Origin of the sequence: Streptomyces sp. NPDC006463, from assembly GCF_042870715.1 — a bacterium.
Classification (GTDB): domain Bacteria; phylum Actinomycetota; class Actinomycetes; order Streptomycetales; family Streptomycetaceae; genus Streptomyces.
Window position 1 is genome coordinate 84,827 of the sequence record NZ_JBIAHP010000016.1, and the last position, 15,972, is coordinate 100,798.

Here is a 15,972-nt window from a genome sequence, read left to right on the forward strand (position 1 = left end):
AAAGGGTCTGTGGTGCTGTTAACGCTCGCTGAAGGAGTCCGTCATGGAATACAGGCAGCTCGGTGCGTCCGGTCTCAAGGTTCCCGCCCTGAGCTTCGGGGCCGGCACGTTCGGCGGCCAGGGGCCGCTGTTCGGCGCCTGGGGCAGCACGGACACGCAGGAGGCGCGCCGGCTCGTGGACATCTGCCTGGAAGCGGGCATCACGATGTTCGACACCGCCGACGTGTACTCGGCGGGGGCGTCGGAGGAGGTACTGGGGGAGGCGATCCGGGGCAGGCGGGACCAGGTCCTCCTGTCGACCAAGACCGGCCTGCCGATGGGCGACGGGCCGGGGGACGCCGGCTCGTCCCGCTCGCGCCTGATCAAGGCGACGGAGGACGCCCTGCGCCGGCTCGGCACCGATCACATCGACCTCTTCCAGATGCACGCCTTCGACGCCGGCACCCCGGTCGAGGAGGTGCTGGCCGCGCTCGACCTGCTGGTGCGGGCCGGCAAGATCCGGTACGTCGGCGTGTCCAACTTCGCGGGCTGGCAGCTGATGAAGTCCCTGGCCGCGGCCGACGAGCGCGGCTACCCCCGGTACGTGGCGCACCAGGTCTACTACTCGCTCGTCGGCCGCGACTACGAATGGGAGTTGATGCCCCTCGGTCACGACCAGGGCGTCGGCGCGATGGTCTGGAGCCCCCTGGGCTGGGGGCGCCTGACGGGGAAGCTGCGCCGGGGCCTGCCGCTGCCGACGCAGAGCCGGCTCCACCAGACCGCCGACTACGGGCCGCCGGTGGAGGACGCGCACCTCTTCGATGTCGTGGACGCGCTCGACGAGGTGGCGAAGGACACCGGCAGGACGATCCCGCAGGTGGCCATCAACTGGCTGCTGCAGCGTCCCACGGTGTCCTCCGTCATCATCGGAGCGCGCAACGAGGAACAGCTCCGCCAGAACATCGGCGCGGTCGGCTGGACGCTGACGGCGGAGCAGGTGGCCCGGCTCGACGCCGCGAGTCACAAGCCGGCGCCGTACCCGTACTTCCCGTACGAACGGCAGGAAGGCTTCGCGCGCCTCAACCCGCCGATGATCTCCGCCGCGCCGCGGCGGGCGTCATGACCCCGCGGCGGCGGTCGCTGCCCCGGCGGTGCGCCGGGCAAGCGCGTCGGAGGTCCTGACCGTGATGTAGAGCGAAGCCGCGAGGGCGAGGACGAGGACGGCGCCCATGGCGAAGACGCTGCCGCTCGACACGGCCGGGGGACTGCCCGCCTCGGAACGGGCCGAGCCGCCGAGGAAGGGGACGATGGCCAGGACGCCGAGCCCGAGGGCCACCTCGGCCCAGACCACCTTCGGGAAGTGTCCCAGCGTCAGGTGCAGGAGCGAGGACGTCGCGTCGTCGCGGCGGGCCCGGGCGATACGGGGCATCAGCCAGAACTGGTTGATGCCGCCGGCCGTGACCATGCCGAGGACCAGCAGGATCTTGACGAGCAGGAAGAGTCCGTAGGTCGTCGTCCAGAGCTGGCTGACGGCGCCGACGTGCTTCCAGCTCATCCACAGACCGGAGGTGAACACCGCGCCGACGCAGACGAGGGCGACGAAGGCGAAGCGGCGCCAGATGTCGGCCCACAGGGCGCCCGCGCCCTCGCTCATACGGCTGCGGGCGCCGGCGAGGGCGGCGAGCAGGGCCAGCCCGCCGACCCAGACCACGCCGCTGACGATGTGGGTCTGGCCGAACACGAGGTCCAGCCACTTGTCCCCGTCCTTCGGCTTGGTGGCCGGGACCGCGGCGACGAGCGTGACTGCGAGCGTCAGGGGCAGGCTGGTCATCGCCAGGGCGTTCAGGTGCCGGCGCGCCCGGGGGAGGAACAGCGAGATCAGGACGGCGGAAGCGAGGACCAGTACGAGGTTCTGAACCACGTAGATCGTGCCCTGCGCGACCCAGGCCCCCTTAGCCGCCGGCGCCGTCAGGAAGTCCCAGATCCGTCCCGGCGCGAGAGCGTCACCGAACGGCATGCCCTTGCCGGCCCGGGCCACGCGGCCGGCCAGCTGGAAGTAGCCCGCGACCAACAGCACCACCCCCGCCCAGGCGAGGTACCCGGCAGTTCTTCGTCTCATGACGTCGACGTCACCGCTGTCGTTCCCCGGTGCGCGCAGTGCGGGGCGGACGGAGGCCGCGTAGGTCACGGTGGCGCCGATCGCCCCGGACAGGCCGATGAAGTAGCCGGACTTGGTGAGGATGCGCCACAGCGGAGGCACGGCGTAACCGGCCTCGGCGGCCAGGGATATGGAAATCATAAGGGCAGGCTAACCTAAGTACTCCCGCACTCCCCTCTCTCGCATGTGCATGATCAAACTGTTATCTCGGGCCGGCCCGCGCGGGCGGGCCGGGTCCCCGCTACTTCAGGCCGATCTCTTCGCACGCGGACTTGAGCCTGTCCGTGCAGATCTCGGCGACCGTGTAGACGCCGTCATCGACCACGGTGGACTTCACGTTGGCCTTGGTCAGCGGGACACCCGGGACGAGCACCGATCGCACACCCTTGGTCGTCGGGCTGTCGACGATCTGGTTGATGATCCCGTCGATCTTCTCTCCCTGGGCCAGGGTGACGGCCATCTCCGCGGCGGCCGCGGCCTCGGGGGCGTACCGCTTGTAGACGGTCATGTACTGCTCGCCCGCGACGATCCGCTGCACACCGGCGAGTTCGGCGTCCTGGCCCGTGACCGGCGGCAGGTTGGACACGCCGGCAGCCTTGAGGGCGGAGATGATGCCGCCCGCCATGCCGTCGTTGGCGGAGTAGACGCCGATGATCTTCCCCTTGCCGAGCGCGGAGAGCGCGGCCGTCATGTTGGTGTTGGCGTTCTCCGGCTTCCACTCGACGGTGTCGTACTCCTTGCCGACGTTCACCTTGCCGTCGAGGACGAAGTGCGCACCGGACTTGAAGCCCTTGGCGTTCGGGTCGGTGACCGAGCCGTTCATCATGACGATCTGGCCGTCCTTGGCCTTGTCGCCCAGCGCCTCCAGCAGCGCCTTGCCCTGGACCTTGCCGACGTCCTCGTTGTCGAAGGAGGTGTAGGCGTCGATCGGGCCCTCCGCGAGACGGTCGTAGGCGACGACCGGGATGCCCGCGTCCTTCGCCTTCTTGACCGAGCCGGCGATGGCCTTCGCGTCCACGGCGTCGATGATGAGGACGTTCACCTTGTTGGCGATCATCATGTCGACCTGCGAGTTCTGGGCGGCCGCGTTCTGCTTGGCGTTGGCGTAGACGACTTTGCCCTTGCCGCGCGTGAGTCTGGAGACCTCCTTCTCGATGAGCGGCTTGTCGAACTTCTCGTAGCGCGCGGTCTGGTTCTCCGGAAGCAGGAGGCCGACCTTGATCGCCTCGGAGGCCCCCGGTCTCCCGTCGGCATCCTCCGCGCCGCAGGCGGCGAGCGAGACGGTGATCGCGGAAGCGGCGACAGCCACGGCGGCACGACCCAGATGCGTGTTCACGATGTAAACCTCCCTGACGAGGCCGTGTCGTTGCGGCCGAGGTAGACGCAGTCAACTCGGCGAGGAGACCACCGTCAAGAAGTGAACTATTAACGAGATGGCAACGTTGCCATCACTATCCGCAATCGCGCAATTCGGCGTTTCACCCGGTTTTTCAGTACAATTGACCCCCCGATGTCACTTCAACTTCTGAACCAAAAAAAGTTCGCCCCGACGATCAACTCGCCGGGTCAGGGCGACTCCTGGAGGTACGCGGCGATCATGGCCAGGTCGCCCGCGATGGCCACCACGTCGACGGGGTTGGCCGTCGGTGTGGATGCGCCGTTGACGCCCGCGAAAAAGGGGTCGAAGCGGCCGCCGCCCTTGTCGAGGTAGCCGGCGATGGTGATGGCGCCTACGGCGAGCCGGTCGTTGAGCGAGTCGCCTCCGACGGCCGCGCCGGTCTTCCCGAACACCTTCCCGCGCGCCGGGCAGCTCCGGCAGTTCTCGGCGAGCAGACCGTCGACGCCGAGGACGGGCAGGGCCTCCCGGAAGCGCCGCGCGTCCGGGGTGTGCTGCCAGTACGCCAGCATCTGTACCAGCGCCTGGGGCGTGGCCCGGTCGGCGGGGTTGCCGCCCCGGCCGTCCATGAGCTGCACCTGTCCGCGGTCGACGCCCGCCCGCTCCAGGAAGCCGGAGAGCACCGGGAAGCCGTCGGCGCACTGGTTGCTGCCGGTGGTGACGGCCATCAGACAGATGGCCAGGTTGGCGCCCAGGTTGTGACTCACCTTGAGGATCAGCTTGGCGTACTGCTCGTACGGGGGAGAGGTGTACGCCGCAACCCGCGGACGGCCGTCGTAGTCGCGCGGCAGCCGGGCGACCGGGTTGGGACCCGTCGCGTCGCCGGTGACGTGCACCCCGTCCCGGCCGAGCGCCTCGATCAGGGCGGTCCGGCCGAACGCTGCCGGATCCGTGATGGGGGAGGTGCGCAGCACCGGCTCGGCGTCCGCCGCGATCGTGCCGGACAGGCGGATCCGGGTGCCGCCTTCGGTGGCGGTCACCGTGATGTTCGTCGGCTTCCCGGCAGCGACGGTCTTCACGGTGGACGTGACCGCGTACGGCGCGACCTTCGGCCGCCAGTCCGACCGGGCGTCCGCGCCCGCCCGGTGGCCGGGTGTGGTCAGCAGGTCGATGAGGTTGTCGTTGATGATCAGGGGCGTCGGGGTGGGGTCGAGGACCGGGTCGGGGGCGAAGAGCCGGCTGTCGACGATCACGTCGCCGTCGACGCGGGTGATGCCGGAGTCACGGACCTGCCGGGCCAGCAGGTCGATCCCGGCGAGCGGGTTCTCCGGGGTGAGGGTCGCCCCGGGGAAGTCGTTGGCATAGGTGTGGTCGAGGTCGGTGTACGCGACGGTGCCGTCGGGGCGCGTCCGGCCGCCCAGGGTGAGGTCGCCCTGGGCGACGAGGTCGAGGTTGCCGGTCAGCACCGCCCCGTGACGCTCCCCGACCGCGTAGAGGGGGGTCACGAAGCGGTGGTCGGCGCCGAGGGTCTGCCACGTGCCGGAGATGGGGAACAGCTTCGCCGTGGAACCGGGGATGAAGAACTGTCCGGGGAACAGGCTGTGCAGCACCCGTCCGTCGGCCGGTTCGGTCTGCAGCAGTCCCCACTGGGCGTTGCGGTACTCCGGCTTCCGCATGATCTCCGTGATGCGCGGGTCGAGCCGGCCCGGATCTCCCACACCGGTAGGCCACGGAGTCGGCGAGGGCGAGGGCGACGGGGCCGCTCGGGCACCCGTACCCGAGGCGAGCGCCACCAGCAGCAGGGCGGCGCAGGCGGCGGCCACACGGCGCCGCAGCGCCGCGAAGCGGATCGGATCTGCCACAGCGCGCTCCGTTCGTCGCGGCTGTCTTCTCCGGCCCCGAGGCCTGTGACCAGGGTGGCACGGCACGATACGGCCCGCACGTCGCCCCGGACGGCCGACTTGGGCCCATCGGGGAGTGCGATGGCCGGTTGACATGGAGTGTGCTCCAACTCCTAGCGTCCTGGGCAGATGATTTCGAGCTCAGGAGGCAACAGCATGACCGACATCCACACCCGGCACCTGGGCAACCTGGCGGTCTCCGCGCAGGGCCTGGGATGCATGGGCATGAGTCACGGATACGGCGCCACGGACGACGCGCAGTCGATCGCAACACTCCACCGTGCGCTCGACCTCGGGGTGACCTTCTTGGACACCTCCGACTTCTACGGTGCCGGGCACAACGAAGAACTGATCGGGAGGGCCGTCGCCGGGCGTCGCGACGAGGTGGTGCTGGCAACGAAGTTCGGCTTCGCGAACCGCCTGGGCGAGCCCACCCGGGTCCGCGGCGACGCCGCCTACGTGCGGCAGGCGTGCGAGGCGTCGCTTCGCCGGCTCGGGGTCGACCACATCGACCTCTACTACCAGCACCGGGTCGATCCGCAGGTGCCGATCGAGGAGACCGTCGGCGCGATGGCCGAGCTGGTACGGACCGGGAAGGTCCGCCACCTCGGGCTGTCCGAGGCAGGCGCGGGCACCATCCGCAGGGCGCACGCGGTGCACCCGATCACCGCGCTGCAGAGCGAGTGGTCGCTGTGGACCCGCGACCTGGAGGCGGAGATCGCCCCGGTCTGCCGCGAGCTCGGCATCGGCCTGGTCCCGTTCTCCCCGCTCGGGCGCGGCTTCCTGACGGGCCGGTACAGCTCGGTCGACGGGATGGCCGAGACCGACGTGCGGCGCAGCCAGCCGCGCTTCGCCGACGGCAACCTCGAACGGAACCTGAAGATCGTCGCCCAGCTCGACGAGCTGGCCGCGGCGAAGGGTGTCACCACCGGCCAGCTCGCGCTGGCCTGGGTGCAGCACCGGGGCGCCGACGTGGTGCCGATCCCCGGCACCCGGCGGCAGCGGTACCTGGAGGAGAACCTCGCGGCCCTGGCCGTCGAGCTGTCGCCCGAGGATCTCGCCGCCATCGAGGCCGCCGCCCCGGCCGAGCAGATCGCGGGCACCCGCTACGACGCGACCAGCCTCACCTTCATCAACAGCTGAGCCAGCCCCCGGACCTGGCTGAATATCGTCGAGCACCCATGCAAACTCTGCACGGCACAAGATCACTACTTCGAGGTAAGACCGAGGGCTTCTGTTAGTCGGGTGGGTGCACCGGTCGTTAGTGTTCCCGGGTATCTGGACGGATTCCCTGATATTCGTCCCCCTTTTTCCTCTTTCAATCCGGTGACGCGCACTACGCCGATCGCCGCCCTTACGAAGGAGACCTCGCCCGATGACCGTTGACACGAGCCCGGAAGCGCAGCTGGAGCAGCCTCGGCAGTCCAGCCTGGGCACGGCGGCCGCCCGCAACCTTGCCACCACGACCAAGTCCGCCCCCCAGATGCAGGAGATCACCTCCCGCTGGCTGCTGAGGATGCTCCCCTGGGTGCAGACCAAGGGCGGCACCTACCGGGTGAACCGGCGGCTGAGCTACGCCGTCGGCGACGGGCGCATCGAGTTCGTGCAGGACGGTGCCAACGTCCGGGTGATCCCCCGCGAACTCGGCGAACTGGCCCTGCTGCGCGGCTTCGACGACGTGGAGGTACTGAACGCGCTCGCCGGCCGGTGCGTCCAGCGCGACTTCCGTGCGGGCGAGGTGCTGGTCGAGCGCGGTGCCCCCTCCGAGCACATCCACCTGATCGCCCACGGCCGGATCAACCAGACCTCCGTCGGCAAGTACGGCGACGACGTAGCCGTCGCCGTACTCGCCGACGGCGACCGGTTCGGTGAGAACGCCCTGCTGGACGGGGGCGCCGGGTGGGACTACACCGCCACCGCCGAGACCGCCGGCACCCTGCTCACCCTGTCGCGCGCCGACTTCGCCGCCGTGCTGGCCTCGGCACCGAGCCTCCAGGCTCACATCCGGGAGTTCAGCGCGCTGCCCCATCAGCGGCAGAACAAGCACGGCGAGGCCGAGATCGCGATGTCGGCCGGTCACACGGGCGAAGCCGAGCTGCCCGGCGCCTTCGTCGACTACGAGCTCAATCCGCGTGAGTACGAACTCTCCATCGCGCAGACCGTTCTGCGGGTCCACACGCGGGTCGCCGACCTGTACAACGAGCCGATGAACCAGACCGAGGAGCAGCTCCGGCTCACCATCGAGGCGCTGCGCGAGCGCCAGGAGCACGAGCTGGTCAACAACCGGGAGTTCGGTCTGCTCCACAACGCCGACTTCAAGCAGCGGATCCAGACCCACTCCGGCCCGCCCACTCCGGACGACCTCGACGAGCTGCTCTGCCGCCGCCGCGGCACCAAGCTCTTCCTCGCCCACCCCAGGACGATCGCGGCGATCGGGCGCGAGCTCAACGCCCGCGGGCTCTACCCGGACCACGTCGACGTCGGCGGGCAGCAGGTCCCGGCCTGGCGCGGGGTCCCGATCCTGCCCTGCAACAAGATCCCCATCAGCAAGGAGAACACCAGCTCGATCCTCGCCATGCGAACCGGCGCGGACAACCAGGGCGTCATCGGTCTGCACCAGACCGGTCTGCCGGAGGAGTACGAGCCGGGCCTGTCCGTGCGCTTCATGGGGATCGACGAGCGGTCGATCATTTCCTACCTGGTCACCACGTACTACTCCGCGGCCGTCCTGGTGCCCGACGCGCTCGGCGTGCTGGAGAACGTGCAGATCGCCCGCCGGCGCGACTAGGGCCTGCCCGACGGCCATGGCAGCCCGGACCTTCCCGGGCCGTTCGAGCATGCCCGGGATCCGGGACAGCCACCCATCTCACCAAGGAGCTACGGATGCCCGATCCTGGGCTTTCCCCTCTGCCGTCGAGCCTGCCCGGCGCTGCGGCGCGCTTCGGGGCCCACGTTCTCGCCAATGCCGGCGCCAATGCCGGCGCCAATGGCCACGTATCCGGCGCCGAAGCCGCCGTCGGCGTGCTGCCCGGCGGGTTCTCCCTGCCCGGTCCGCCCTCGGTCCCCGTGCCTGCCGCGGGGGCGGTGCCAGTGGGGGAGGTACCCGTGGGCGAGGGCGCTGCCGCGGCGCGGCAACCGAGCCCTGCCCTGGAACGGATCCTGCGAGGCCCCAGTGGACTGGGTACGGCGAGCCTGCACCTGGCCCGGTACGAGGTGCCCGTGGCCGTGGGTCCACCGGCGCCCGGGGCGCCGGTGGCGGGCCACCCCATCCCGGGCCTCTACCACCACCCGGTGCCAGACCCGGATCCGGCGCGGGTGGAGGAGATCAGCCGCAGGATCAAGGCATGGGCGCTGGACGAGGTCGAGCTGTACCCCGAGGACTGGGAGGACCAGTTCGACGGGTTCTCAGTGGGGCGCTACATGGTCGCCTGCCATCCGGACGCCCCCACCGTCGAGCACCTGATGCTCGCCACGCGGCTGATGGTCGCCGAGAACGCGGTCGACGACTGCTACTGCGAGGACCACGGCGGCTCGCCCATCGGCCTCGGCGGACGCCTTCTGCTGGCGCACACCGCTCTCGACCCCCTCCACACCACGAAGGAGTACCAGCCGCAGTGGGCGCAGTCGCTCCATGCGGACGCCCCCCGGCGCGCCTACCGCTCCGCCATGGAGTACTTCCTGCAGCAGTCCACCCCCTCCCAGGCCGACCGGTTCCGGCACGACATGGCCCGTCTGCACCTGGGTTACCTCGCCGAGGCGGCCTGGGCCCAGACGGAGCACGTGCCCGAGGTGTGGGAGTACCTGGCCATGCGGCAGTTCAACAACTTCCGCCCCTGCCCCACCATCACCGACACCGTCGGTGGCTACGAACTCCCGGCGGACCTGCACGCCCTGCCCGCCATGCAGCGGGTCATCGCGCTCGCCGGGAACGCCACCACCATCGTGAACGACCTTTACTCATACACCAAGGAACTCAACAGCCCCGGCCGGCACCTGAACCTGCCCGTCGTGATCGCCGACCGGGAGGGCACCTCCGAACGGGACGCCTACCTGAAGGCGGTCGAGGTCCACAACGACCTGATGCGCGACTTCGAAGCCGAAGCCGCCGCCCTGGCCGCCGCCTGCCCCGTCCCGAACGTGCTGCGTTTCCTGCGGGGCGTGGCCGTATGGGTCGACGGCAACCACTACTGGCACCAAACCAATACCTATCGCTACAGCCTGCCTGATTTCTGGTAAAGAGAGGACTCATCCATGACTAGCACCGATCTCGCCGCCGCCACCTCCGCCAACACCTCAATGTTCATCCCCACCCCGACGACTCCCTACCAGGGCGACATCGCCCGTTACTGGGACCACGAGGCCAGGCCCGTGAACCTGCGCCTCGGCGACGTCGACGGCCTTTACCACCACCACTACGGCATCGGCGACGTCGACCACGCGGCCCTCGGCGACGCCGAGGACAGCGCATACGAGAAGAAGCTGATCGCCGAGCTCCACCGCCTGGAGTCGGCGCAGGCCGAAGTCCTCCTGGGCCACCTCGGCGCCATCGAGCGCGACGACACCCTCGTGGACGCCGGCTGCGGCCGCGGCGGCTCGATGGTCATGGCCCACCAGCGCTTCGGATGCAAGGTCGAGGGCGTCACCCTGTCGGCCAAGCAGGCCGACTTCGCCAACCAGCGTGCCCGTGAACTCGGCATCGAGGACCACGTCAACGCCCGCGTCTGCAACATGCTCAGCACGCCCTTCGAGACCGGGCAGGCCGCGGCCTCGTGGAACAACGAGTCGAGCATGTACGTCGACCTGCACGACCTCTTCGCCGAGCACTCCCGCATCCTCGCGGTCGGCGGGCGCTACGTGACCATCACCGGCTGCTGGAACCCGCGTTACGGTCAGCCCTCGAAGTGGGTTTCCCAGATCAACGCGCACTTCGAGTGCAACATCCACTCCCGCCGGGAGTACCTGCGGGCGATGGCCGACAACCGCCTCGTACCGCAGGCCGTCATCGACCTGACTCCCGAGACCCTGCCCTACTGGGAGCTGCGGGCCACGTCTCCGCTGGTCACCGGGATCGAAGAGGCGTTCATCAACTCCTACAAGGACGGCTCCTTCCAGTACCTCCTGATCGCAGCCGACCGCATCTGACCGACCACCGGCTGAAAGGCCGGGCCCGTCACCCGACGGAACCGGCCGTCAGTCCCGGAAGCGTGCTTCGAGGGACTCGACGAGACCGTCGATCACGCCGCCGGGTGACGGGCGGTGGTGCGGTACGGCCCATCGCGTGATCCTGGCCCGCCCAGCGGCTCCGGCCGGTTCGCGGAGCGATGGCTCATCGACCCGGCCGGCACGGAACGGACGCGCGATCGGGTCCCGCGGACACGGCCCTTTCCCGCTCAGCCGCGGCCGTGGTCGCTGTTGTTGCGGACGGGCTGTACCGGACGCCACGGCGCGAAGGCGCTCGCCCCGCGAGGCAGGATGCTCGCCAGTTCGGGGCAGTGCCGCAGGATGACGCTCGTCATGCCGCCCCGTTCGATCCAGTCCATGCCGAGGGGCGTGTAGACCTCCGGCCGGAAGTCGACCGTGAGGAAACGGTCGCTCTGCAGCCGTCTGCTGGCCATCAGGATGAACACGCGGAAGGCGGTGTCGCTGAAGCCGAAGCCCGTTGGCGGATTCTCGGCGAACAGCCCCACCACGGTGTCGATGTCGTCCACCGAGCGGTACACGTCCCGAAGCCGTGCGACCGTCTCCGGATCGGAGGAGAGGTCCTCGAACCGACGGATCCGCGGCTTGTGCAGGCCGGCTCGGAAGTCGTTGTAGCGCGGGACGCCGCGGCGCCGGGTGCGGACCAGGTCGACCACGGACAGATCGATCACCTCCCCGTCCCGCTCGAATGCCTGGAGGGTGCGCGGGAAGTTGTGCAAGGTGATCGCCCCGGGGTGGGCGATGCCCAGCGAGTACAGCGTGTTCACCAGGCCGGTCTTGCGGATGAGCGGCTCCGCGGCGGCGCCCTGGAGCGCGGTGAAGTCAAGGGTGTCGAGCCGGCGGCCGAACCGGTGGTCGACGAGTTCGTAGTCGTCGGGAATCAGGGGGTGCATCCGGTAGACGGTGACGAAATCCTCCGTGAGGGAGTACGGGGCACCGTGGTGGTCGGGCAGGGTCTTGGGGATGCCCTGCCGCCCGTTCGCCTCCAGCAGCCAGACGCCCAGCTGGTCCAGCCAGTTCTTTGGCGGCCCCTGCCAGTTGGTCTTCATGCCGATGTCGAGGGTCTTGGTGGCGAGGATCGCGGGAGTCCACTCCACCGTGTGGATCTTCGCGATCAGAGCGGAGATGACCAGCCGAGCCGTGTGGTAGACCCGCTCTTCGTCCATGCGCGGATATTCGCGCCGCAGGGCTTCGCACACCGCGTTGTGCTCACGGGCGAACAGGGTGTGCATGGCGCTGAGGCCGAGCCACCAGTTGTCGGTGAACCCGGTGAGCGGGACGCCGTTCGAGCCGTTCGGCAGGTGCCCCTCCTCCAGCCGGAGGCCGGCGCCGCCATCGGCGTCGCGGAGCGACTTCGCGACGGACTGGTCGCCGCCGTACACCTCCGAACCGTCCCACCAGTGCGAGACGTCGCTGGCGAACAGGATCGGCGACCCTTCGCCGCCGGGCGGACGCACCGCCTCGTCCTCGCCGAAGCGCATCACCTTCTCCCGCGGTCCGCCCGGGGTGTTCTGCCAGGTCTCACCGGGCGGCAGCGGTACCTCGACGCTCTTGGTGCCGACCGGAAACCTCTTGTGCTTGACCCAGTCGTGCACCTGGAACTGGATCCACGCGGCGGCGATGATGTTCAGCGACGTCGCGGGGATGAAGGCGTCACGCCGGAGCAGTTCTCTGCTGACGGTGACGGGATTGGGCGTGTCGAACTGGTCCGGGCGGTATACGGGCGCCATGGTGCGGCCGAACGTCGCGCCGACAGCGCCCATCCGCGGCGCCGACAGGTCGTTGTAGGTGCCGTCGTAACTGCGCCTGACCAGCAGTTCCTCGTCGAGCGGGGCCTCCACCGGCAGGGCTTTGGGCGGGGCCTCGTGGAGTTCGGTGTCGATGAGGTTGTGCCGCCGCAACGTCTGCCGGTAGGCCATGAGGTTGAGCAGGCCGAGGGGGGTCGGCAGCCGGTGCCACGGGACGACGCGGTTCACGGTGCGGAAGGCGGCCCGCAGCGGTGCCCCGAGCAGAGCGTTGCGCCGTGGCGCGACGGTCAGGAAGCGGTGTCCGAGGCGGTGAGCGCTGCTCGCCTCGTAGGCGAGCTTGCGAGCTCGGTTGAGGTTGCCCAGGGGACGGAAGCCCTCTGTGGTGTGCCACGGGTTGAACGCCAGAAGATCGACCCGCGATGCGGAGGCTCGCGCTTCGGCGGTGTGGATGTCCTGGCGCGGGATGGTCAGCGTGGCCACCGGCAGGATGGGCGCGTCCTCCTCCTTCCAGTCGGCCGCGCCGTCCTCGATGGAGGTGCGCCGGGCGTCCACGTAGCGCTGCACGCAGAGCTCGAAGACGACATCCGTCTGACGCAGGCGCTGGGAGAGCTCGCGCCGCAGGTATTCGGGATCGGTGCGCGGCGTTGCCGGGGCCTGTGAGGCGTTCGCGGCGGGCCGCAGCTGATAGCGCACGGGTCCGCAGTCGCCCCACAGGATCGCGCCGCGACTCCAGTACGTCTCCAGCGCCAGGCTGGGCACGGTGCGCCTGGTTCCCGCGACGACGTTGTGCCGCATGCGGGCAGCCGTGGGCCAGCCGACCGCCAGGGGCAGCTTGACGAACAGGGCGTACCCCTTGGCGAGCCGCGAGTCGGCACCCGCCATGGCCTTCGCGAAGGCGACGAACTCACCCGCGGTGCGGGCGTGGGAGACGGGGAAGCTCGTCATCAGCAGATCGTGGGTCTCATCGGGGCCCACCTCGACCCGCAGTGCCGCACCCCGCAGATCGGGCGCGAAGTCGGGCTGACGGACACCGCTCGCGTTGGAGAGCCGGACCGTGACCGGGTATTCGGCTCCGGGCGTGGCGAAACCCGTCCGCAGGGCCTCGGGAAGGTCGTCGTGGAACCTCAGCCGGGCGTTCTCCACGCCGAGGACCGCCTTGGCGTGGAATGTCCGTTCCAGAGCGGCGGAGCCGCTGCGTTTCTTCACCTTGAGCTGCACCCGTAGGAGGTCACCCGCGAGTCGTTCGAAGACCAGCCGCTCGGCCTCCGGGCTGCCGCCGATGTAGCGCTCGTACCGTTCGGGCTCGTCCATGCGCGCCTCTTCGCGAAGGGGGGGGTCTGTGCACTCTGCAACGACGTTGCCGTACCTCGGGGACGCTGTCGTGCGGAGCGAGGCAGACGGGCGACGGATCCCACCGGCGCGGGCGGCCGGGCGGCGGGATGCGGCCCCCGTCGCGGCCATGATGGCCAGGCCACACCCCGCCTTTCTGAACCTACCCAGATCGGGGCGAAACGTGCGTTTCATGTTCGATTGTCCAGAACGGTCTGCATCCCGGTCGACGCCTGAGGACGGCGGGCGGACGATGGAACGGACGGAGATCCTTTCCTCCCGGGAGGAAGAAATGAACCGGCGGAACCGGCCCACACGTCTGTCCGTACTCGCCCCGCTCGCCGCCGCAGCGATCCTCGCCGCGCCGGCCGCCCTGGCCTGGGCCCCGGCGGCGGCCGCCGCCCCCGCAGCCACGTGCTCCATCTCCGGTGTGCTGGACAACGGAAAGGTGCGCCTCTCCGGCGGCGGTTTCACGCCGGGACCCGCGTTCCTGACCTCTCCGACCGCGGCGGGTGGGCAATTCACCATCGGTGCGGACGGCGGCTTCCAGATGGTGAACGTGGAGAACGCCCAGTACACCGTGTCGCAGGGCAACGAGCACACCCAGTGCAGCGGCTTCTCAGGATGAATCGGAACGCGGCTGAGGGCTGCGGGACTGTGCGAGTAGGCGCTGGATCCAGCGGGTACGGGCGTTGCGCGCGTCCCGGCTGAGTGCCGCCTGCGGTGCCAGGCCGTCGAAGCCGTGACAGGCACCGGGCCATACGTGCAGTTCAGCCTGGCCGCCGGACTGCCAGATCGTGTTCGCGTACGCCACGCCCTCGTCCCGGAACGTCTCGGCCGACCCGACCTCGACATAGGCCGGGGGAAGTCCGGAAAGGTCGGTGGCGCGGGACGGGGCCGCGTAGGGCGGCAGGTCCGCGGCACCGTGGCGGTCACCGAGCAGAGCCTTCCACGCGGTCGCGTTGGAGGTGAGGTCCCACACGTCGATCCCCGTCATCTGGTGACCGGAGAAGGTGATGCCCCGGTCGTCGAGCATCGGGGACAGCAGCAGCTGCCCCAGTGGCTCGGGACCGCCGCGGTCACGGGCCAGCAGGGCGAGGGCAGCGGCGAGCCCGCCGCCGGCGCTCTTGCCTCCGATGATGATCCGGTCCGCGTCGACGCCCAGATCGGCCGCGTGCCGGGCCGCCCAGACGAGTCCGGCGTAGCAGTCGTCCAGCGGTCCCGGGTACTGCGCCCGCGGAGCCAACCGGTACTCGACCGAGATGACGGCCAGTTCCAGTGGGAGGACCCACTCGCGAAGAATCCGCGGAAGCACGGACCACGCGTTCCCCATGATCATGGCGCCGCCGTGCATGTAGTACAGCAGCGGCAGCGGCCGCCCGACGAGCCCGGACGGCCTGGCGCTCACGAGCGTGACGTCCGGTCCGTCCGGCGGTCCCGGCACACAGAACTCCGACACCTCGAAACGGCCGTCGGCGCGGAGGTCCTCGGCCGTCGGCCGGGGCCGGCTCACGGCATCCCGCTCTTGCCTGGCCTCAAGACTCTCCGGGGAGATCGGCTCCCTCGAACCCTTGCCCAAGGCCGCCAGCGCGACGCTCACTTCAGGGTCGAAGGGGGGCGCCGCCCTCGGTACCGGGACACGGCGGGATTCCGACGGCGCACGGCGGACACTCATATCGCCCAGCCAATCACACCGCCGGGCGGCACGTTGTCAGGGGGCTTCCAACCCTTCCTCGCCGCCGAAGTTCCAGGCTTCGATGTCGCGGTAGTGGATCGGTCCCGGCCCGCGGCCGAAGTTGCTGCCGACCAGGTGCAGGCGTTCGGCCTGCCATGGGCGGCCGGTGAAGGCGGCGAGTCCGGCGGCGGCCTCCACCGCGCAGGAGGGGTCGTTCCGGCGGGCGCGGGCCAGCGTCAGATGGGGGTTCAGCGGCCGCTCCACAAAGGTGACACCGCATTCCCTGACCACCGCGCGTACGTCGGTGGCGAGCCGGTGCAGCCCCTCGAGGTCTCCGCCGATCCCGCTCCACAGCACCCGATCGCCGAAGTGTCCGCCGCCGCGCAAGTCCAGTTGCAGGGGTCGGCGCGTCGCCGCGAGGTCGGCGAGCGGTGGCTGCAGGAGCGGGACGGTCGTCACCGGGAGCTCGCCGAGGAAGGCCAGGGTGATGTGCCAGTCCTCGATGCGGTTCCATCGCATGCGCGGGTACGCGTCGTAGGCGGGCCGCAGCTCCCGTGCCAGCTCGTCCTTCGCGTCGTCGGGCGGGGCGAGGGCGATGAACACGCGCACGGTCGAGGTCTGGACCTGTTCGTTCACGAGGGACTTCG

12 protein-coding genes are annotated in these 15,972 nt (G+C 69.9%); 6 read left to right on the plus strand and 6 right to left on the minus strand.

What is annotated here, in order from left to right:
• Positions 1-43 precede the first annotated feature (43 nt).
• Complete coding sequence (locus ACFYOB_RS27090) at positions 44-1,102, plus strand: aldo/keto reductase (RefSeq protein WP_388563687.1); 1,059 nt, start codon at positions 44-46, stop codon at positions 1,100-1,102.
• On the opposite strand, the gene ACFYOB_RS27095 is transcribed toward ACFYOB_RS27090, so the two are convergent.
• The 3 genes from ACFYOB_RS27095 to dacB all read right to left on the minus strand — a co-directional run bounded on the left by ACFYOB_RS27095 (position 1,097) and on the right by dacB (position 5,335).
• A complete protein-coding gene (locus ACFYOB_RS27095; protein ID WP_388563689.1) occupies positions 1,097-2,278 on the minus strand; it encodes a copper resistance D family protein in 1,182 nt (393 codons plus the stop codon). The two genes, ACFYOB_RS27090 and ACFYOB_RS27095, sit on opposite strands and share 6 nt — an antisense overlap.
• 100 nt (positions 2,279-2,378) lie before the next feature.
• Positions 2,379-3,473, minus strand: a complete 1,095-nt coding sequence (locus tag ACFYOB_RS27100) for a substrate-binding domain-containing protein (protein WP_388563691.1) — start codon at positions 3,471-3,473, stop codon at positions 2,379-2,381.
• 230 nt (positions 3,474-3,703) lie between these two features.
• Positions 3,704-5,335, minus strand: a complete 1,632-nt coding sequence (dacB, locus tag ACFYOB_RS27105) for a D-alanyl-D-alanine carboxypeptidase/D-alanyl-D-alanine-endopeptidase (protein ID WP_388563693.1) — start codon at positions 5,333-5,335, stop codon at positions 3,704-3,706.
• A gap of 195 nt (positions 5,336-5,530) precedes the next feature.
• On the opposite strand from dacB, the gene ACFYOB_RS27110 reads away from it, so the two are divergent.
• The 4 genes from ACFYOB_RS27110 (at position 5,531) to ACFYOB_RS27125 (ending at position 10,516) form a co-directional block, all read left to right on the plus strand.
• Complete coding sequence (locus tag ACFYOB_RS27110; protein WP_388563695.1) at positions 5,531-6,517, plus strand: aldo/keto reductase; 987 nt, start codon at positions 5,531-5,533, stop codon at positions 6,515-6,517.
• A gap of 232 nt (positions 6,518-6,749) precedes the next feature.
• The gene (locus ACFYOB_RS27115) at positions 6,750-8,162 is read left to right on the plus strand and encodes a family 2B encapsulin nanocompartment shell protein (protein ID WP_388563697.1); all 1,413 of its coding nucleotides are present in this window, start codon (positions 6,750-6,752) and stop codon (positions 8,160-8,162) included.
• 95 nt (positions 8,163-8,257) lie between these two features.
• Complete coding sequence (locus ACFYOB_RS27120) at positions 8,258-9,610, plus strand: family 2 encapsulin nanocompartment cargo protein terpene cyclase (RefSeq protein WP_388563699.1); 1,353 nt, start codon at positions 8,258-8,260, stop codon at positions 9,608-9,610.
• Between the two features lie 15 nt (positions 9,611-9,625).
• Positions 9,626-10,516 carry a geranyl diphosphate 2-C-methyltransferase gene (locus ACFYOB_RS27125; RefSeq protein ID WP_388563701.1) on the plus strand — a complete coding sequence of 297 codons (891 nt, stop codon included), beginning with the start codon at positions 9,626-9,628 and terminating at the stop codon, positions 10,514-10,516.
• Between the two features lie 248 nt (positions 10,517-10,764).
• On the opposite strand, the gene ACFYOB_RS27130 is transcribed toward ACFYOB_RS27125, so the two are convergent.
• Positions 10,765-13,632 (minus strand): peroxidase family protein, encoded by a 2,868-nt coding sequence (locus ACFYOB_RS27130; RefSeq protein ID WP_388563703.1) that lies wholly within the window; start codon positions 13,630-13,632, stop codon positions 10,765-10,767.
• 310 nt (positions 13,633-13,942) lie between these two features.
• Between ACFYOB_RS27130 and ACFYOB_RS27135 the strand changes: the two genes are divergently transcribed.
• Positions 13,943-14,278: a hypothetical protein gene (locus ACFYOB_RS27135; protein ID WP_388563705.1), complete on the plus strand. Its 336-nt coding sequence runs from the start codon at positions 13,943-13,945 to the stop codon at positions 14,276-14,278.
• Here ACFYOB_RS27135 and ACFYOB_RS27140 read toward each other — a convergent pair.
• Together ACFYOB_RS27140 and thpR are read right to left on the minus strand one after the other, a co-directional pair.
• Positions 14,270-15,325, minus strand: coding sequence for an alpha/beta hydrolase (locus ACFYOB_RS27140; RefSeq protein ID WP_388563707.1), 1,056 nt, complete (start codon positions 15,323-15,325; stop codon positions 14,270-14,272). The genes ACFYOB_RS27135 and ACFYOB_RS27140 overlap by 9 nt on opposite strands.
• Positions 15,326-15,361: 36 nt before the next feature.
• A complete protein-coding gene (gene thpR / locus ACFYOB_RS27145) occupies positions 15,362-15,961 on the minus strand; it encodes an RNA 2',3'-cyclic phosphodiesterase (protein ID WP_388563709.1) in 600 nt (199 codons plus the stop codon).
• Between the last annotated feature and the right edge of the window lie 11 nt (positions 15,962-15,972).